We start from the raw sequence: 19626 nt of genomic DNA, 5'->3' as shown, positions 1-19626 counted from the left end.
AAGACTAAACAGCAATCCAAACGAAAGATGTCGGAAATCTCTTCACCAAAAGTAGGAAAAATCCCTTAATCTCTGAAACATACAACTCATAGACAGCAGCCAAACAGTATCGCGAGAGGGTCAGCCCCTCTCGCGATACTTACTTCATGGTGAAGGTACAGGCAGCCTGTCGCAGTACTCGCCGCTGGAGGTGATTGTATCAAGCGGCTTAATGACCGGTATCGAGGTCTGTAAACCACCAATATCGGCAGTGTACCAATACTTACCAAATGCACGAGAACCGAGCACCGGTTGTGCTGCTTTGAACACCGCAGCACTTCCGACAGTAGCGACATCCACTGTCGTTGCGTCTTGGATAGTATAGAGCTGTGAATCTTCCGTACCGGGGATCAAATTAGCTCCAGCAGCATCCGTATAAGCCGCAAAATGTGCAGTAATGACTAAACCTTGCGGCAGAATGGTCGATTTCGGAATAGTAAGAGCCAAACGCCAGTTGGTAGTTGCGTCGTTCATTGCAAAACAGTCGATTTGATCCTTGGTGGCAGGGTTGCGAATTCTGATAGTTGGCTCTGGCAGATCAATTCTTCTGCCTCGGACAATGACCGTCTGGGATTCAGATTTGATTACGTTCTTGTCGATCCCGGTTTTTTGTCGTGTCCAGTGCGCAAGCACGCTGGGCGTCGGAAGCGCGGCTATGGCATTCGCCGCAATAGGCACCTCGAATTCAATCGCGTTACTAAAGGGTGAATAATCGCCCACCAACAGATTATTCACATAACATTTAACCGTCTCTGCCGAAGAAATCGGTGGATGCGTAAGGGGGAGCACAACTTTGAATTTACCCGCCTTATCGCGATCGCCTGGCAGCAACTCGTTAGTTGTCAGCGACTGCCCCGTTACTACAGGCAAAGCAAATGCGGGATTGGTCAGATCCGGCAACTCCGGATATAGCCCTCCTGGCGGATACAGATCCATCCAGAAAAACAATGGAGGGGAAGGAAATGGCGCTGCTGCACCGCGCTCCAGTTCAAAATAGGCTTTGACTTCCAAGGCATCTGTTGACGCGCCAAAAATACCCTTTAGCCCAACGTCATAAGGAAGCGTAAAGTTCAAATCCACATCGGCAAGAGGTTGGGGGCCAAACGCCTTGAAATTAGTTGGGTCATTTGCCTCTTCGACGTAAAACGTTATCTGGTCGCCTGGCTCAGCATTATCGATGGGCAAACGCTCGACAATGCCCAACACCCCGCCGCCGGAAAAATCATCAAGGTATAAGGTTGTCGTCCCATTCGGATCAGTGACCGGGACTAAAGGATGCTTGTTCAGGACCGGATCCAGCGCAAGCCCCAGCGTCAACAGCGCGGAGGGCAATGAGCTTGCGCTTCTATTTCCAGGAAGGTCCGTCCAAAAATAATGGATGTTGATGCGCCCATTCGGCAACCCTCGCAAGACACTGCTCGCCACCGTAAACACACCCGTTGCGGGAACTGTCGCGTTGTAGACCTCAATATCCGTACCGCCGGTGGCAAAATGCACCTCCAGCACATCGTCGAGACGACGTAGTGGATAGGTCACGTCAACCGTAAATTGCAGTTCCGTGTTGGCGGCCAGCCAGGCTTCGTCCACCGTTCTCAAGGGATCCACGGGCGCATTGGTAAAGGCCGGGGTAGGCGCAGGCGGATTTTTTTTACGTGATGGATACTTGACTTCAAACGGTGCCGTTCGGTCTATGTTGAATTCTACAATATTGGTGAAGTCATAGTTGCCTGCACCGTCCTTAAAAAAAATCAACTGGACCTGCCAACGGGTGGGCGTTGCGGGTTGGGCGTCTTCAATAAAGTCAGCCGCTGGAAGAGGAATAGGTATGACGCCAGCAGGTCGGTCAACGATCGCGCCAAGTAGTACAGTATTTTTAGCGTCGCCTAACGCTTCTCCTACCCGTGCATAATGTATGTCAACCTCGTCGTCCTCCCCCTCTTCCGTCGGTACAGGCCGCTCCATATTTGCAATAATTTCACCGGACTCCAGAACAGCAATTGAGATTGACTCGTCCGCCAACTTGTCAATATCCAAATCTAGGTCCAGCACTCCGGATTGCGTGGACGCAGGACGAGTTTTTGGGGGAACAATTTTGATAGCCATGGTTGTCTCTCCAATTACATTCATGCTGAGGGATTACTTTCACCGGGTGTCACTCTGTCTATTCTCACCAACCCTTTATTTGACTCGGCAACGAGCTTTCCCCCTTGAAATAGTTGATACACCACCACTGCAGAATCGTTATCAATCAGCGGCCTGATATTGGGCTGAAACGGAACCACCAAATCAAAACCAGCTGATATGTCTGGGGCTTGAAGTGTTCGTTCCCAGACGCCGTATGTCTCCGTCACTGGCGGTCCGCTACCATTCAAGCTCGAATAGCCTTGCCATTGAACTTTTACCCGATCCCCTGGCACGGCGATATTGGCCAAACTCGGTACAGCAATCGTAGCGCCACTCGTTAACGGCGGAACGGTATTGTTATTCAAATACCCCCAAAGAGTCGCGTGTGGAAATGTTGGCGCGGCTAATATTATGAGCGGTGTGTGATTGATGGTGAGTTGTCTGGGAGGGGATGGATCATCATTGCCACCTGCCCCCTTCCATACCTTGTAATAAACATACGCCACACCATCCTTGGCTAAATGTTGAGGCGTCAAGTCGAAATATAAAAAATTCACCGTCAGGGGCACTGGATAAAACATGGTATAAAGCCGACTTTCCAGCCCATCTTGAAGCCAGGTGATCCAGAGTTCATCATTGGGACGCGGATCAATCCAATACGGGATAACAATTCGTGTCCCCCGCTGCAATATTTCGCGAGGCACATGACCTTCCAGATCATTATCATTTATGCCTTCCACCGAGAGGGGTTTCGCCTGAACTTCGCTATTCGTACTCTGTTCCCGACTTTCTTCTTGCGAAGCCATCGCGATCACCCTATCAAAGACTTCAATCGAAATTTCCCCAGTCCGTAAGGGCATTTAGCGCGGGGTGATGATAATTTCCAACTGTCAGATCTGACAGGTAGCAACGCCGTTCATCGGATAAACGAAAAGAACCGAGGCTTGGACAAACGGATAGAGGGATCAAACAGATAACGAGGGGGGCGCCCCCCTCTCACTGCAGACGAGTGCCTTCCCCCATTACAAATGGGCTCAGAAGGGGATTTGCGCTTACTTAGTTGTCAGGTAGGCGGGTTTACTAATTGCGCGGCGCAATCTGCAATTCGTCCACAGGCGATAGCCAGCTCTCCCCGTCCCACCACCAACCCAACCCGAATATGCCCCGCCGCACTCGGCCCAAACGCCTCCCCCGCCAGCACCGACACGCCATATCCGCCCAGCAGCCGCTCGGCAAACACCTGGGCCGCCAGGCCGGTCTGGCGCACATCGATCATCACGAACATGCCGCCATCGGGCCGCACGGGTTTGAGACCCGGGCAGTCGTCAAGCAAGGCACACACCAGGTCCCGGCGTTGGCGATATTCCTCGCGCATCCGCGTCACTTCAGGCAAATCCTGCTCCAGCGCAACCTGGGCGGCGCGCTGGACGAAATCCGGCAAGCCGAACAACATGCACAGCGACAGGTTCGCCAAATGTCCAGCGAGAATTTCGGGGCCGATGGCCCAGCCGACGCGCCAACCGGTCATGGCGTGGGATTTGGACAAGCTGTTAATTGTGACCGTGCGTTCGGCCATGCCCGGCAGTCCGGCCGGGCTGATGTGTTCGCCTTCGTACAGCAAGTCACTGTAGACCTCGTCGCTGATCAGCCACAGGTCATGGTCGATGCACAGGTGCGCCAGTGCTTGCCAGGTCGGCAGTGGCAGGCTGGCGCCGGAGGGATTGTTGGGGCTGTTGAGCAGCATGGCGCGGGTGCGCGGGGTGATCAGCCGAGCGACGTCGGCCGGTTGGACCCGGAAAGCGTTTTCCGGGCTCACCGGCACCGGCACCACTTTCGCCCCGCAGGCGCCGAACACCGCTTCGTAGGTGACGTACATGGGTTCGGCGACGATCACTTCGTCGCCAGGGTCAAGCAGGCATTGCGCGACCGCGTAGACAGCACATTGCGCTCCGGGCAGCACCGTGACATGCCCGGCGCCTACCGGTTGGCCGCTACGTGCTTGATGGCGTCGGGCAATGCTGGCCCGCAGGGAGTGCAGGCCACGAGTATCCGAGTAGTGAGTGTCGCCGGCCCGCAAGCTGGTGACAGCGGCCTCGACGATGGCGCGCGGTGTGTCAAAATCCGGGTCGCCCACCGACAGCAACAACACATCCATGCCCTGTTCGCGCATGGCCAGCGCCCGGTCGTGAATCTGCCAGGCGGCGGCACCATCGCCGGTGATGCGTTGGGTCAAGACTGAGAAGCGCATGTATCTCTCCTGATTGCGCGATATCCAGCCTCAACCCTATCTCAAATCACAAACCGCGCCACCATCGCATTCAACCCCACCGCCAGGCGCGACAGTTCGTGGGTCGCGTCGCTGGTCTGTTTCGCACCGCTGGCCGATTGAGTCGCCAGGTCGCGAATGTTCACCAGGTTGCGGTCCACCTCACGGGACACCTGGGCCTGCTCCTCCGACGCACTGGCGATGACGAGGTTGCGTTCGTTGATCTGATGGATCGACTGAGTGATCTGCTCCAGGGCCACTCCGGCGGCGCGGGCCATTTCCAGAGTGCTTTGGGTACGCTGGTTGCTTTGCTGCATCGACTGCACGGCCTGGCCGGTGCCGTTCTGGATGCCGGCGACCATTTTTTCGATTTCCTGGGTCGATTGCGCAGTGCGATGGGCCAGGGCCCGGACTTCGTCGGCCACCACCGCGAAACCGCGTCCGGCCTCCCCGGCGCGGGCGGCTTCGATGGCGGCGTTGAGGGCCAGCAGGTTGGTCTGTTCGGCGATGGCGCGGATCACGTCCAGCACCTTGCCGATGTCGCGGCCCTGGACCGCCAGGCCTTCGATCATCGAGGCGGTCGCCTGCACATCGTGGGTCATGGTCTGGATCGCGTCGACGGTTTCGACCACACGCGTGCGGCCTTCCTGGGCGGCCTGGGTCGACTGGTTCGAGGCTTCGGAGGTGGACACCGCGTTACGGGCAACCTCTTCGACCGCAGCGGTCATTTCGTTGACTGCCGTGGCCGCCTGTTCGATCTCGTTGTGCTGCTGTTGCAGACCGCGGGAGGATTCCTGGGTGACTGCACTCAGTTCTTCGGCCGCGGCGCCCAATTGGGTGGCGGAACCGGCGATCTGCTCGATGGTTTTGCGCAAGCTGTCTTGCATCACGGCCAAGGCTTGAAGCAAACGCGCCGGCTCATCCTTGCCATCGTCCGCAATGACCTGGACCAGGTTGCCACCGGCGATGGTCCGGGCCGCCTCCAATGCCCGGTTGAGCGGCGCGACGATGCTGCGGGTCAGCAGCAAGGCCAGCAGGACAGTGGCCAGTGCGGCAATGATCGAGACAACGATGATGCCGGTGATGGCGCTGCTGTAGTTTTCACCGGCCTTGGCCGATGCTTCGCTGGCGCCGGCCACGTTGATCGCGATGAGCTTGTTGAGCTGCTCGCCCATCAGGTCGGTACCTTCCTTGATTCGCGTATTGATGAGGCTGCGCAACTGGTCGGCCTTGTCCTGTCGCGACAGTTCAAGCATTTCCTGCTGGGCTTGCAGGTATTTTTCCAGGGTCGCCGAAAAGGCCTTGTACAGCTCGGTCTCTTCCGGAGTGGCCGGCAGCGCGGCGTAGCTGTTATTGGCCTTGTGCAGCTTTTCCACCAGCACGTTGATGCGGGTCTCGGCCTCTTTCAGGCTGGCCGGGTCCCGGTTGACCAAGATGCGAAACGAGAGGATGCGCATGCGCAGCACGTTTTCCATCACATTGCCCAGGTAGCCGACACTGGGCAGTTGATTCTGCTCCATGTCCAGCGAGGCCTGGCGGATGATCGACATGCGACTACCGGCAAACACGCCGAGCACAACGACGAGCAAGGCAATGACGGTGAAGCCGAGAAAGGCTCGGGGGGCGATATTCAGGCTGCGTAGGGACATGGAAAGACCTCGAAATGTTGGGTCGAGCATCCATGCCGGCAAGCGCACTGATTGGAGTTATGGGGGTATACGCTTAACCCGTTATCGGCTGGGCTTTAGGGTTTGTGCAGGGTTATGTAAAAAAATATTTCCTGCAGGGGCTGGCGAAGCCTGCGATCTTTTGATCTTTCACTTTTGACTCGACTGCCTGAAACAAGATCGCAGCCTCGTTGCACTCGACAGCTCCTACAGGCCTCCTACAGGCCTCCTACATGGCTACTACAGGTCCACGCGTCCGTTGGGTCTACCGCGCCGCCACCCGCCAAAGCCGTGCAATGTCCCGGGCACGCTCGCTCAGCAGGCGCGGGGCGTCGGTGCAGGCTTGCTGCAAGGTCATCGGCCCGCTGGCCAGGGCGAAGGCGGCGTCGATGCCGTGTTCATACAGCGCTTGGTAGCCCTCCCCCAGCGTGCCGGCAATGACCACCACCGGTACGCCGTGCTGGCGGGCGATGCGGGCCACGCCGAAGGGGGTCTTGCCGCGCAGGGTCTGGGCGTCGAAACGGCCTTCGCCGGTGATCACCAGGTCGGCGCCGTTGACCGCCTCGGCAAGCCCGGTCAACTGGGCTACGACGTCCACGCCGGTACGAAACTGCGCCCCCAGGAACGCCTTGGCCGCGAACCCCAGGCCGCCGGCTGCGCCACTGCCCGGCTCGTCGCGCACATCCTTTTTCAACGCCCGCGCGCAATGTTCGGCGAAATGCCCCAGGGCCCGGTCCAGCGCCTGCACTTGAGAAGCCGAGGCGCCCTTCTGCGGACCAAAAACCACGGACGCGCCATGGGGGCCGCAAAGCGGGTTATCGACATCGGCGGCGATCTCGAAGCTGACCCGGGCCAGGCGTGGGTCCAGATCGCTCAGGTCGATACGCGCCAGGTTCGCCAAGGCCAGGCCGCCGGGAGGAAGGGGACGGCCCTGGTCATCCAGCAACACCACGCCCAGAGCCTGCATCGCACCGGCTCCGGCGTCGTTGGTGGCACTGCCACCGATCGCCAGGATCACCCGCCCGGCGCCTTCATCGAGGGCTGCGCGAATCAGCTCGCCGGTGCCGTAGGTGCTGCTGGAACAGGCATCGCGTTGCCCCGGCGGCACCAGTTGCAAACCACTGGCCTCGGCCATTTCAATGATTGCGGTGCGACTCTCGGCCAACCAGCCCCAGCGCGCCTCGACGGCAACACCCAACGGACCACGAACCCGGGTGTGGCGCCACTCACCGTTGCAGGCCGCCAACACCGACTCCACCGTCCCCTCCCCGCCGTCGGCCATCGGGCATTTGATCAACTGCGCATCCGGCCAGACCTCGGCCAGCCCCTGGGCGATGGCATCGGCGACGCCCTGGGCGCTGAGGCTGTCCTTGAACGAGTCGGGGGCGATGACTATTTTCATATTATTCTCCGGTTCCGATGCACAGCATGCTGCCAGCTGACCACAGCCGTGACGCCGGTCCGCTGCACAAAAGACACCGGGTATTATTGTTCAAATTCACAAATACCGGTTTTCCAGGAAGATTCAGGTTGAAGCTGCCGGCCTCATCGCGAGCAGGCTCGTTCCCACAGGGTTATGTGGGTGTATCGGCGGTCTGCGGCAATAGCTGCACCCCCAGGTACAACGCCAGCATCCCGTCCAGGCGCAACGGGTCCACGCCGCTGAGTTCGGCGATGCGTTCCATGCGGTAGCGCAGGCTGTTGCGGTGGATGCCCAGGGCGTCGGCGCAGGCCTGGCTCTGGCCGTCGTGCTCGCACCAACTGCGCAGGGTGGCGAGCAGTTGGCCGTTGCTGTCCTTGGCGATGACCTTGCGCAACGGGGTCAGCAGTTCGTCCAGGGCATCGTCGCTGCGATGGCGCCAGAGCAGCACCGGCAGGCGATAGCGGTTGAGGGCCAGCAGGCGCGATTGCGGCAACACATCACGCCCATAGGCCAGCAGATCAGCCACCCGCCGATAGCAACGCCGCAAGCCCGCCAACCCTTCAGCCTGCCCGCCCACTGCGATCCGCAGGATGTTCCAGCCCAGCCCATCGAGCTTGCCCAGCAACCGCTCGTTCTCCACCGAGGCGGTGACCGGCCGGCACCAGAGCAAGGAAGATTTGGACGAGGTCAGGCACCAACTGTCCGGGTAGCGCGACATCAACCACGCGCTCAACGTCTCGACGGTCTGCCCGGGCCCATGTTCCAGGCCCAGTTCGAACAGATACGGCACCCGCGACAATTGCGGCTTGAGGCCCATTTGCCGGGCTTCGTCCAACAATCGCGGCGAATCCCCCGCATCGCCCAACAGCAGCGCCAGCAAGTCATCACACCGCTGGCGGCGCCATTGCTGCTCGGCCTGCTGGTTACGCTGTCCCACCAACATCTCGGCGGTCATGCGCACCAGCTCGGCGTAAGTGCGCAGTTGCGCAGGCTCACCCGTGATGCCCAGGACGCCGATCAGCCGTTGATCGAGCATCAGCGGCAGGTTGATCCCAGGCTGCACACCCTTGAGGTGCATCGCGGTGTGCTCGTCGATTTCCACCACCCGACCGTTAGCCAGGACCAGTTGCGCGCCCTCGTGACGGGTGTTGACCCGCTCGCGCTCGCCGCTGCCGAGGATCAAGCCCTGGTTGTCCATGACATTGACGTTGTACGGCAGGATCGCCATCGCCCGGTCGACGATGTCCTGCGCCAGGTCGTGATCGAGTTCGAACATGGGCGGTGTTCCTTGCAAGCGGCGTGAGTTGTTGTTTCCAGGCATGGGTTTGGTCAGGCGCACAGGGTCTGCATTCAAACCCTGTGCTCTGGCACAAAGACACGGCCCCCTGGGCTGGCCGAGACTCAAGGGGCGGTCAACGTTACCCCTTGGCTCGCAAAAATCATAATAATGAGAGACCCGCCATGTCCCAGAGCGCAATAGCCCTCCTGGCTACCCCCGACGAAAAAAATACCGTCTACAAGCGCATCACCCTGCGCTTGATCCCCTTCATTTTCATCTGCTACCTGTTCAACTACCTCGACCGGGTCAACGTTGGCTTCGCCAAGTTGCAGATGCTCGACGCCCTGAAATTCAGCGAAACCGTGTACGGCCTCGGTGCCGGGATCTTCTTCATCGGCTACGTACTGTGCGGCGTGCCAAGCAACCTGGCCCTGACCAAGTTCGGTCCACGGCGCTGGATCGCGCTGATGATGATCACCTGGGGCACCTTGTCGACGTGCCTGCTGTTCGTCACTACCCCCACCGAGTTCTATACCTTGCGGCTGTTCACCGGCGCCGCCGAGGCCGGGTTCTTCCCTGGCGTGGTGCTGTATCTCTCGCAATGGTTCCCGACGTTCCGACGGGGCCGGATCATGGCGTTGTTCATGTCGGCCATCCCGGTGTCCGGCCTGCTGGGCAGTCCGTTTTCCGGGTGGATCCTCAACCACTTCGCCGCCGGCCAGGGCGGCCTGGCGGGTTGGCAGTGGATGTTTTTGCTGCAAGGCATTCCGACGGTGATCCTCGGGGCGCTGGCGTTCTTCCTGCTCAGCGACACCTTCGCCAACGCCAAATGGCTGACCGACCAGGAACGCGACGTGCTCACCGCCGACCACGCCGAAGACCTGGCCAACAAACCAAAGACCGCCACCGACTCGCTGTTGGCGGTGTTCAAGAACCCGGCGATCTGGGCCTTCGGCCTGGTGTACTTTTGCATCCAGAGCGGCGTGTACGCGATCAACTTCTGGCTGCCGTCGATCATCAAGAGCCTGGGTTTTGGCGATAACCTGGTGATCGGTTGGCTGAGTGCAATCCCGTACCTGTTGGCGGCCGTGTTCATGTTGCTGGTGGGCCGCTCGGCGGACCTGCACAAGGAGCGCCGCTGGCATCTTGTCGTGCCGATGCTGATGGGCGCCGTCGGGCTGCTGATCGCCGTCAACTTCGCCACCACCCCGGCCATCGCCATCATCGGCCTGTCCATCGCCACCATGGGCGCCCTCACCGGCCTGCCGATGTTCTGGCCGGTGCCCACGGCCCTGCTCAGCGCGGGCGCGGCGGCCGGTGGGTTGGCGTTGATCAACTCCATGGGGCAGATGGCGGGATTCCTGAGCCCGTACCTGGTGGGTTGGGTCAAGGACGCCACCGGCTCGACCGACGCGGCGCTGTACCTGTTGGCGGGCGTGATTGTCTGCGGCAGCCTGCTGGCGTTGCGCATGACCCGTACCCTAAGGGCCTGACACCCTTTTTTCCCACAGAGGTAGTTCCACAGTTGATTGGGGTGTTTGAGAATTCTGTTTGATCCGTGCGGTGGTTCTGGGGTTTGATTGAATCTTTCCCCATGGATAAAAGGATCTTGTCATGAGCTACCGCACGCTAGGCCATTCCGGGTTGCAAGTCTCGACGCTGACCCTGGGCACGATGATGTTCGGCGAACAGACCAGCACCGAGGATTCGCTGCGGATCATCGACAAGGCCTGGGACCAGGGCATCAATTTCATCGATACCGCGGACGTCTACACCAACGGCCGTTCCGAGGAAATCGTCGGCGAGGCAATCGCCCGTCACCGCCAGGAATGGGTGCTGGCCACCAAGGTCGGCTTCGGCCCGCCGGACGGCATGCCCAACCGCAGCGGTCTGAGCCGCAAGCACATCTTCAATGGCATCGAAGCGAGCCTGACGCGCCTGGGCACCGATTACCTGGACATCTATTACCTGCACCGCGAAGACCACAACACGCCGTTGCACGTCACCGTGTCGGCCATCGGCGACTTGATTCGCCAAGGCAAGATCCGCTACTGGGGCCTGTCGAACTACCGTGGCTGGCGCATCGCCGAGGTGATCCGCATCGCCGACAGCCTGGGCATCGACCGGCCGGTGATCAGCCAACCGCTGTACAACATCGTCAACCGCCAGGCGGAAACCGAGCAGATCACCGCGGCACAGAACTACGGCCTCGGCGTGGTGCCGTTCAGCCCCCTGGCCCGAGGCGTGCTCAGCGGCAAGTACGCGCCGGACGTGGCGCCGGACGCCAACAGCCGTGCCGGACGCCAGGACAAACGCATCCTGGAAACCGAATGGCGGGTCGAATCCCTGCGCATTGCCCAGCAGATCCTGCAATACACCCAGGGCCGCGGCGTGGGCATCGTCGAGTTCGCCATCGCCTGGGTGCTGAACAACAGCGCCGTGACCTCGGCCATCGTCGGGCCGCGCACCGAGGAGCAGTGGGATTCGTATACCAAGGCGCAATCGGTGAAGATCAGCGCAGAAGATGAAGCGTTCATCGATTCGCTCGTGACGCCGGGGCATGCTTCGACGCCGGGGTTCAATGATGTGAGCCATTTCGTGCCGGGACGAGTGCCTGTGGGAGCAAGGCTTGCCCGCGATGAACGATAACGCGGTTCACTGTTAAACCGTGGCGTGGCTATCGCGGGCAAGCCTTGCTCCCACAAGCCTTGCTCCCACAGGCCTTGCTCCCACCATCAACACCCTCGCCACAGGCAGGGTGTTGATTGATCGCCCTCAAGAGAATCACCGTGTCCAAAGGCATCGTTCTATCGGTCTCGGCCTCCGCGCTGTTCGCCGTCATGTACTACTACACCTCGCTGCTCTCACCGCTGACAGGCGTGGAAATCTTCGGCTGGCGCATGCTGCTGACGATGCCGTGCATGACCGCATTCCTGCTGGTGACGCGGGAGTGGAAACTGGTCACGGCGCTGATCCAACGCCTGATCGCCACGCCACGGCTGTTGATCGCGGCGATAGCCTCGTCGGCACTGATGGGCGCGCAACTGTGGCTGTTCATGTGGGCGCCGCTCAATGGCTACAGCCTGGACGTGTCGCTGGGGTACTTCCTGTTGCCGCTGTCGATGGTGCTGACCGGACGCATCGTCTACGGCGAACGCCTTTCCTACCTGCAGAAAGTCGCCGTGTTCTTCGCCACCCTTGGCGTGTTCAACGAGTTGTACCAGGTGGGTGGTTTTTCCTGGGCAACCTTGCTGGTGGTGATCGGCTACCCGATCTATTTCATCCTGCGCAAACGCATCAAGACCGACAACCTGGGTGGGCTCTGGCTGGACATGACCCTGATGCTGCCCGTGGCGCTGTGGTTCGTGCAAAGCGGTGAACAGGGCCTCGACGTTTTCGATCAATACCCGTGGCTGTCGCTGCTGATCCCGGTGCTCGGGGTGATCAGTGCCAGCGCGCTGGTATCCTACATCGTCGCCAGTCGGTTGCTGCCGTTCAGCCTGTTCGGGTTGTTGAGTTATGTAGAGCCGGTGTTGCTGCTGGGCGTTGCGCTGCTGTTGGGCGAAAGCATCAAGGCCGGTGAATGGCTGACCTACATCCCCATCTGGATGGCGGTGGCGGTGCTGGTGTTCGAAGGGTTCAAGCACTTGGTGCGGCAGCAGCGCAGGGCCTGAGCCTTACACCGCTCCCACATTTGGAACTGTGTCGGGCAATAAAAAGCCCGCCCGGCATCACTGCCGGGCGGGCTTTTTCATGGCTCAGGCCTTACTCGGTCGCCAGCACACCTCGACGCACCTGGTCGCGCTCGATGGATTCGAACAGCGCCTTGAAGTTGCCTTCGCCGAAACCATCGTCGCCCTTGCGCTGGATGAATTCGAAGAACACCGGCCCCATCAGGGTTTCCGAGAAGATCTGCAGCAGCAGGCGCTTGTCGCCCTGCTCGGAAGCACCGTCCAGCAGAATGCCCCGCGATTGCAGTTCATCCACCGGTTCGCCGTGGTTCGGCAGGCGGCCTTCGAGCATTTCGTAATAGGTGTCCGGCGGCGCGGTCATGAAGCGCATGCCGATGCTTTTCAGGTGATCCCAGGTCTTGACCAGGTCATCGGTGAGGAAGGCCACGTGCTGGATGCCTTCGCCGTTGAACTGCATCAGGAACTCTTCGATCTGCCCGGCGCCCTTGGACGATTCTTCGTTCAACGGGATACGGATCATGCCATCCGGGGCGGTCATGGCCTTGGAGGTCAGGCCGGTGTATTCGCCCTTGATGTCGAAGTAGCGGATCTCGCGGAAGTTGAACAGCTTCTCGTAGAAGCCGGCCCAGTAGGCCATGCGTCCGCGATAGACGTTGTGGGTCAGGTGGTCGATGATTTTCAGGCCCGCGCCCACCGGGTTGCGGTCAACGCCCTCGAGGAACACGAAGTCGATGTCATAGATCGAGCTGCCTTCGCCAAAACGGTCGATCAGGTACAGCGGCGCACCGCCGATGCCTTTGATCGCTGGCAGGTTCAGCTCCATCGGGCCGGTCTCGATGTGGATCGGCTGGGCGCCGAGTTCCAGGGCACGCTTGTAGGCCTTTTGCGAATCCTTGACCCGGAACGCCATGCCGCACACCGACGGACCGTGCTCGGCGGCAAAGTATGACGCCACGCTGTGGGGTTCGTTGTTGAGGATCAGGTTGATCGCGCCCTGGCGATACAGGTGCACGTCCTTGGAGCGGTGGGTGGCCACTTTGGTGAAACCCATGATCTCGAAGATCGGCTCCAGGGTGTTGGGGGTCGGGGATGCGAATTCGATGAATTCAAAGCCCATCAGGCCCATGGGGTTTTCGTATAGATCTGCCATGTCGGCGCCTCATCAGTCGGGTCAATTAACAAAAAACGTTAGTTGCTGGCGATGCTGAGGACACGGGGCGGCGCGCAGGAAATGCCACGAACGCTGCGGGCGAGGAAATCGCCATAGATCAGTTGAAACCCAAGTATCTTCATTGTCGACCCAAGGCTCTTGCGGGCGAGGCTTCTGCTGCCAGAAGACGTTATTCTTATATGCGTAACTCAATTCTACACAGCGTAACCAGGTTTGTCCGCCTTCTGTATCAAATCGCCTTTTCCTTCGACCGCGCAAGGGGTTTGTTGCACAGGAAAATGCCCACCAGGATCACGCCCCCGCCGACACACATCAAGGCCGTGAGCCGTTCGTCCAGCAGCAGCGCCCCCAGCAGCACCGCCGTCAACGGATTGAGCGCGATGAACACCCCGGAACGGGTCGCACCGATCCGACGAATGCCGTCATACCAGGCGATATAGGCCAGGGCCGAGCCCAGCACGCCGAGGTACAACAGGCTCAGCCATTGCTCAACGTCCAGGCCGCGCAGGGCTTCGACACGAATCTCGCCCGCCGCCGCGCAGGCCAGCCACAACATCAGCGTGCCCAGCAGAATCGACCAGGTCACGGTCTGCAAGGGGCCGAGGCTGTCATTGAGTTTTTTCGAAAACAGCGAATAGATACCCCAGCCCAGCACGCAGCCAAAAATCAGCAGATCGCCGATCCAGCCCTGCGCGGCGCCTTGCAACAAGGACGGATCACGACTGACGATCACCAATCCCGCCCCACCGATACAGAGCACGATGCCCGCCACTTTCAACCGGCTCAGCCGCTCCTTGAACAACCACCAGGACGCCAGCCCGATCACCGCCGGGTTCAAGGCCACGATCAGCGAGGCCCGCGACGCATTGATGTACTGCAAGCCATAGAAGAAGCACAGGTTGTAGAAAAAGATGCCAAAGAACCCCAGCGCGGCCAATTGCAGCCCCTGTTTCACACTGGGCCTGGCCAGCGGGATCCCGGCCAGGGCGAGAAACGACAGCAGCGCGATACTCGCCAGCAGGAAACGCAGGCTGGCGGCAAACATCGGCGCCAAGGCATCGGCAAGGATCCGGCCGGCCACGAAGGTCCCGCCCCAGATCATGGTGACCATGGCGAGCTTCAAGTAGACCGGCAGGTCCGACGAGGCTGGGAGGGTTTGTTCGAGGGTTTTCATGGTTTCACCACCGCACGCTAATGAGAACAACGCAGAACCTGTGGCGAGGGTGGTTAATTGTGGGAGCAAAGCTTGCTCCCACAGGGTGGAACCTTGCCAAAAGGTGTTGTGCTGCTTCCTGATTCAAGTCAGATACCTCATTATCTGGCTCATGCCTTGTCATCGTAAAATGAGCAATTCCTCATGACCCTCACCCAACTCGAAATCTTCTCCCTGGTCGCCGAGCTGCGGGGGTTCACGGCGGCGGCAACGCGCCTGGGCATCGGCCAGTCAGCGGTATCCCACGCCATCAAATCCCTGGAACAAGAATTGGGCGTTGAATTGCTCAGGCGTCATCAGTCCCAAGTGGAACTCAGCGACATTGGTCAGCAATTGCTTCTGCGGGCCCGGGCCATGCTCGGGCTGGCCAACACCTTGCGCCAGGAAGCCGCCGATGCCCGGGGCATGCGCCGAGGCACCTTGCGCATCGGCTCGTTCGGGCCCACGTCATCGATGAAACTGTTGCCCGGTATCCTGCAGCGCTATCGAGACTTGCACCCGGGCATCGAAGTGCACATCGACGAAGGACCCGACAGGCAGGTCCTCCAGTGGCTGGACGAACGGCGGATCGACGTCGGCTTCGTGGTGTTGCCCGAGGAGCGTTTCGATACGTTCATGCTGATGGAAGATCAGATGGTCGCCCTGCTGCCCACTAACCATCCCCTCGCCGCCCGGGCCAGCCTGAGCCTCAAGGACCTGTGCAACGACCCCTTCGTGCACACCGAGGCCGGATCATCGGAGCTGGTTTCGCGCCTGTTCAATGCCGCCCGGCTGACCCCGAATGTGCGTTTTCGGTGTTCGCAACTGCTCAGCACCCTGGATATCGTCAGGCGCGGTGAGGCGGTGAGCGTGGTGTCCGAAGGTTCGTTGCCGGAGGGCGAAAGCCTGGGCTTCGTCGTGCGCCCCTTGTCGCCGCGGGTGCCGCGCCAGATTGGCCTGGCAGTCCTGGACAGCCGCCAGGCCTCGCCCGCCACCCTGGCGTTTATCGAGCTGGCCCGGCAGTCATGAGCCCGACATCAAACCTGTGGGAGCCTGGCACTGAACCTGTGGGAGCAAAGCTTGCTCGCGATGAAGGCACCTCGGCTCTCCAGGTGGACCGCATGATCGTTCATCGCGGGCAAGCCTTGCTCCCACAGACCTCGCTCCCACAGCCACCCTGTGGTCAGCAAGCACCCGGCAAGCCATCTATCATGGTCGGCATCCGACGATTCCCCCTCATCCCTTTTCTTCTCAGGTTGTGCCGATGCCCTTGACCGCCACACGCGCGCACACCCGCCCCCGTCGCTATCTCGTCACCCTGCTTTGCGGCCTGGTACCGATGCTGTCAGGGCTGGCCATTTTGTACATGCAGGCCGAACGGACGCTGGCGCAACAGACCCGGCAGACCGCCGAGGAACTGGTCAGGCAGATCGAGCTGATGCTCGACAACACGGCCTTGGCGGCCCATGAACTATTACCCCTGGCCGGCCAGCCCTGCGAAGCGGTGAAGCTGGCATTACGCGAACAAGTGACGCGCCGGCCCTTTGTCCGTTCGACCAACCTTATCTGGGACAACAACCTGTATTGCAGCTCGCTGTTCGGTGCCTTCGAGGAACGCGTCAACCCGAGCGACTACCATCAAGGCAGCTTGTGGCTCATGGACGGCAACCCGGTCACGCCGGATACCGCGCTACTGATTTACCGGATCAACGAGGGCCATCAAGGCGCCTTGGCCACGCTTGACGGGTACCACCTGACGAACGTCTTGCGCTTGATCGGCCGCCAGACCCGGCTACGACTGCAAGTCGGGCCGAACTGGCTGGCGGCGGACGGCAAGGTCCGACCGGCGCCCATACCCGGGCTGCCGGTCGCCCAAAGCGAGCTGGGTTCATCGCGCTACGCCTTCAACGTAGAAGCCGGCTTCGATGAGGGTGAAACCTGGCGCTACATGGCCAGGGAATATCCGCCGCTGTTCAGCTTGCTGATCTTCTTCGGCGTCGTGGCCGGGACCCTCGGGCACTGGCTGCAAAAACGCGCCTCCTCGCCCAGCCGTGAACTGCAACGGGCCCTGGAAGCCCGCGAGTTCGTGCCCTATCTGCAACCGGTCGTGCACAGCGACAGCAAACGCTGGGCCGGCGTCGAAGTGCTGATGCGCTGGAATCACCCCAAGGAAGGCCTCGTTCGCCCGGACCTGTTCATCCCGTTCGCCGAACACAGCGGCCTGATCGTACCGATGACCCGGGCGCTGATGCAGCAGACCATGCACCTGCTGGCACCGCTGGCGCCTCAACTCGAAGCACCGTTTCATGTCGGCATCAACATCACCGCCCGCCACTGCCAGGATCTGGCGCTGGTGGACGATTGTCGCGAATTTCTCGCCGCCTTCGCGCCGGGTGCGACTGCCCTGGTGCTGGAGTTGACCGAGCGCGAACTGATCGAACCTACGCCCGTTACCCGGCAACTGTTCGACCAGCTGCGGGAACTGGGCGTCAAGATTGCCCTCGACGATTTCGGCACGGGTCATTCCAGCCTGGCGTACTTGCGCCAGTTCAACGTGGATTTCTTGAAGATCGACCAGAGTTTTGTCGCGATGATCGGTGCCGATACGCTGTCACGGCACCTGCTCGACAGCATCATCGAACTGTCGGGCAAGCTGGGCCTGGACATGGTGGCCGAGGGCGTCGAAACCGTCGAGCAAAGCGACTACCTGAGCGCCCATGGGGTGAACTTTCTACAGGGTTATCTATTTGGTCGACCGATTAGCGGGCAGGCGTTCATTGAGACCTTGACCGACCTTAATGGCAGTTAACCGCCGCCGATCTATTGACGACGATGCCCAACTGATAAAAGCTTTTGCTGTTGTTACATAACGAAAAAGTTACGATTTACACTTTCCGGATTAACTACTACAATTTTTCTACCTGTGCCAGATAGCAGGAGAGTCATTAACACCAAGGCGCTCGGCTTATAGCTTTGTTTGCGGTTGGTATCAGCCAAATATTTTGATTGGAGTAACGATTTTGTCCAGACTCGCTGAATTTCGTGCAGCCGAAAAGGCCCTTCAAGAACAGCTCAAGCAGTTGGAATCGCTGAAGAACGATGCCGGGCTCAAGAAGGAAATCGAATTCGAGGAAAAGCTCCAGGGACTGATGAAAACCTATGGCAAGAGCCTGCGCGACATCGTCGCGATCCTCGACCCGAACCCGTCCAAGGCGAGCCTGCAATCGAGCAAACCCATCAAGACCCGCCGTGCGCGAGTGGTAAAGGTTTACCAGAACCCGCACACCGGCGAGTTGATCGAGACCAAAGGCGGTAATCACCGCGGTCTGAAAGCCTGGAAAGAACAGTACGGTGCAGCTACCGTCGATTCCTGGTTGCGTGGTTGACAGCGTCCATGATCAAAAAAAGCCCTGAATACACTCAGGGCTTTTTTATGGGCTAAACTTTTTGGATTAAATTCCGAGCGTATTACACTGACGGCCTTATAGTTTCAAACTGTTTCGCACCGACTGTATTTCATCCTGGCTTTCAACAAACACCTGCGCCTGCCCTGCATAGGACAGCACATAAGCCTTGCCCCCATTTAGTGCCGCGACGAGTGCCTGAGACAATACATGGCGTCCGTTTTGCGTGATCGTGCAAGTGGTTTCCAATGCAGTTACGCCACCCAACATGGAAGCATGGATCTTATTGCACACACTTTGGTAACCGCCCTGGAAGAAATCCTTCTGGATCGACTTGCGCATTTCCAGCAACACGCCTTGCAAGTTGACCTGGTGATCGGGCTCGACGGTAGTCGTGGTCAATTCCATGACCATCACGGCATTGCCTGCCGAATCGCTCTTGGTTGCACGTTGTCGCAAGGGGCCCGACGCCGCCGCATCGGCGGGCAGTGGCTCGACAACCCAGCCTTGGGGCCAGGCGATCTGCGGTTCGTCCGCCTGGACGCCGCCGACACTCGCAATGCAGGCAAACAGCAGGACAAACAGCGAAAGGAACGGTCGAATCATTGCGTTGGCACTCAAGGGCGAATCGTAAAGTCTGAAGCCCGAGGCAGAAGCAGGCAATAGCCACACGCGGTTTGGCGACACCGCGTCCCTTGCGTATCATGGGCGCACCTGCAAGGAAGCCGTCTGACGCAAGCCCAGGAACCGTCGCAACCAAGCTTGCGACGCCGTTTGCCCCACTTATTTTCCGGAGGGCCCATGAGCCTGCACGAACTCAATACTTTCCCTGGCGTCACCGCACAACCTGATGCCGCCACGGCCAAGTTCGTCTTCAACCACACCATGCTGCGAGTCAAGGACATCACCCGGTCCCTGGACTTCTACACCCGCGTGCTGGGTTTCTCGCTGGTGGAGAAACGCGACTTCCCGGAAGCCGAGTTCAGCCTGTACTTCCTGGCACTGGTGGACAAGAACCAGATCCCGGCGGACGCGGCGGCGCGGACCGAATGGATGAAGTCGATCCCTGGCATCCTGGAACTGACCCACAACCATGGCACCGAAAGCGACCCGGCCTTCGCCTACCATAACGGCAACACCGACCCACGCGGCTTCGGCCACATCTGCATCTCGGTACCGGACATCGTCGCCGCCTGCGAGCGCTTCGAAGCACTGGGCTGCGATTTCCAGAAACGCCTGAACGACGGCCGCATGAAAAGCCTGGCCTTCATCAAGGACCCGGATGGCTACTGGGTTGAAATCATCCAGCCTGCGCCGCTGTAAACCTCTCCACCGTCCCCCTGTGGGAGCGAGCTTGCTCGCGATGACG

Annotated in this window: 16 protein-coding genes; 7 read left to right on the top strand and 9 right to left on the bottom strand. The window is 59.8% G+C overall.

Going from position 1 to position 19626, the window contains the following annotated elements; genetic code table 11:
• Positions 1-144 precede the first annotated feature (144 nt).
• The 6 genes from AB4O09_RS13095 to AB4O09_RS13070 form a co-directional block, all read right to left on the bottom strand.
• Positions 145-2142: a hypothetical protein gene (locus AB4O09_RS13095; RefSeq protein WP_013693608.1), complete on the bottom strand. Its 1998-nt coding sequence runs from the start codon at positions 2140-2142 to the stop codon at positions 145-147.
• A 20-nt stretch (positions 2143-2162) separates the two neighbouring features.
• Entirely contained in the window at positions 2163-2969 is an 807-nt protein-coding gene (locus tag AB4O09_RS13090; protein WP_013693609.1) for a hypothetical protein, read from the bottom strand.
• A 257-nt stretch (positions 2970-3226) separates the two neighbouring features.
• Positions 3227-4411, bottom strand: a complete 1185-nt coding sequence (locus tag AB4O09_RS13085) for a pyridoxal phosphate-dependent aminotransferase (protein ID WP_460108306.1) — start codon at positions 4409-4411, stop codon at positions 3227-3229.
• Between the two features lie 41 nt (positions 4412-4452).
• Entirely contained in the window at positions 4453-6078 is a 1626-nt protein-coding gene (locus tag AB4O09_RS13080; protein WP_003202971.1) for a methyl-accepting chemotaxis protein, read from the bottom strand.
• A gap of 283 nt (positions 6079-6361) precedes the next feature.
• Entirely contained in the window at positions 6362-7498 is a 1137-nt protein-coding gene (locus AB4O09_RS13075; RefSeq protein ID WP_027913199.1) for a glycerate kinase, read from the bottom strand.
• A gap of 172 nt (positions 7499-7670) precedes the next feature.
• Positions 7671-8795: a sugar diacid recognition domain-containing protein gene (locus AB4O09_RS13070; RefSeq protein WP_003202976.1), complete on the bottom strand. Its 1125-nt coding sequence runs from the start codon at positions 8793-8795 to the stop codon at positions 7671-7673.
• 185 nt (positions 8796-8980) lie between these two features.
• On the opposite strand from AB4O09_RS13070, the gene AB4O09_RS13065 reads away from it, so the two are divergent.
• The 3 genes from AB4O09_RS13065 to rarD all read left to right on the top strand — a co-directional run bounded on the left by AB4O09_RS13065 (position 8981) and on the right by rarD (position 12472).
• Entirely contained in the window at positions 8981-10291 is a 1311-nt protein-coding gene (locus AB4O09_RS13065) for an MFS transporter (protein WP_003202977.1), read from the top strand.
• Positions 10292-10412: 121 nt separating this feature from the next.
• On the top strand, positions 10413-11447 hold the full coding sequence (locus AB4O09_RS13060; RefSeq protein WP_003202978.1) for an aldo/keto reductase: 1035 nt from the start codon (positions 10413-10415) through the stop codon (positions 11445-11447).
• A gap of 140 nt (positions 11448-11587) precedes the next feature.
• Positions 11588-12472, top strand: a complete 885-nt coding sequence (gene rarD / locus AB4O09_RS13055; RefSeq protein ID WP_003202980.1) for an EamA family transporter RarD — start codon at positions 11588-11590, stop codon at positions 12470-12472.
• Between the two features lie 91 nt (positions 12473-12563).
• Here the strand turns inward: rarD and hppD are convergent, their stop codons facing one another.
• Entirely contained in the window at positions 12564-13640 is a 1077-nt protein-coding gene (hppD, locus tag AB4O09_RS13050) for a 4-hydroxyphenylpyruvate dioxygenase (protein ID WP_013693613.1), read from the bottom strand.
• 250 nt (positions 13641-13890) lie between these two features.
• Positions 13891-14835: a DMT family transporter gene (locus AB4O09_RS13045; protein WP_053162899.1), complete on the bottom strand. Its 945-nt coding sequence runs from the start codon at positions 14833-14835 to the stop codon at positions 13891-13893.
• A gap of 183 nt (positions 14836-15018) precedes the next feature.
• On the opposite strand from AB4O09_RS13045, the gene AB4O09_RS13040 reads away from it, so the two are divergent.
• The 3 genes from AB4O09_RS13040 to AB4O09_RS13030 all read left to right on the top strand — a co-directional run bounded on the left by AB4O09_RS13040 (position 15019) and on the right by AB4O09_RS13030 (position 18239).
• Positions 15019-15882, top strand: a complete 864-nt coding sequence (locus tag AB4O09_RS13040) for a LysR family transcriptional regulator (protein ID WP_003202987.1) — start codon at positions 15019-15021, stop codon at positions 15880-15882.
• A 235-nt stretch (positions 15883-16117) separates the two neighbouring features.
• Complete coding sequence (locus tag AB4O09_RS13035; RefSeq protein WP_123350746.1) at positions 16118-17662, top strand: EAL domain-containing protein; 1545 nt, start codon at positions 16118-16120, stop codon at positions 17660-17662.
• A gap of 211 nt (positions 17663-17873) precedes the next feature.
• Positions 17874-18239, top strand: coding sequence for a histone-like nucleoid-structuring protein, MvaT/MvaU family (locus AB4O09_RS13030; protein ID WP_013693615.1), 366 nt, complete (start codon positions 17874-17876; stop codon positions 18237-18239).
• A 96-nt stretch (positions 18240-18335) separates the two neighbouring features.
• On the opposite strand, the gene AB4O09_RS13025 is transcribed toward AB4O09_RS13030, so the two are convergent.
• Positions 18336-18863 carry a DUF4946 domain-containing protein gene (locus AB4O09_RS13025; protein ID WP_003202993.1) on the bottom strand — a complete coding sequence of 176 codons (528 nt, stop codon included), beginning with the start codon at positions 18861-18863 and terminating at the stop codon, positions 18336-18338.
• A gap of 195 nt (positions 18864-19058) precedes the next feature.
• Between AB4O09_RS13025 and gloA the strand changes: the two genes are divergently transcribed.
• Positions 19059-19580, top strand: a complete 522-nt coding sequence (gloA, locus tag AB4O09_RS13020) for a lactoylglutathione lyase (protein ID WP_013693616.1) — start codon at positions 19059-19061, stop codon at positions 19578-19580.
• The last annotated feature ends 46 nt before the right edge of the window (positions 19581-19626 follow it).

The organism is Pseudomonas sp. H1_F01, from assembly GCF_054681425.1.
This window is presented reverse-complemented; position numbering and strand designations above follow the sequence as displayed.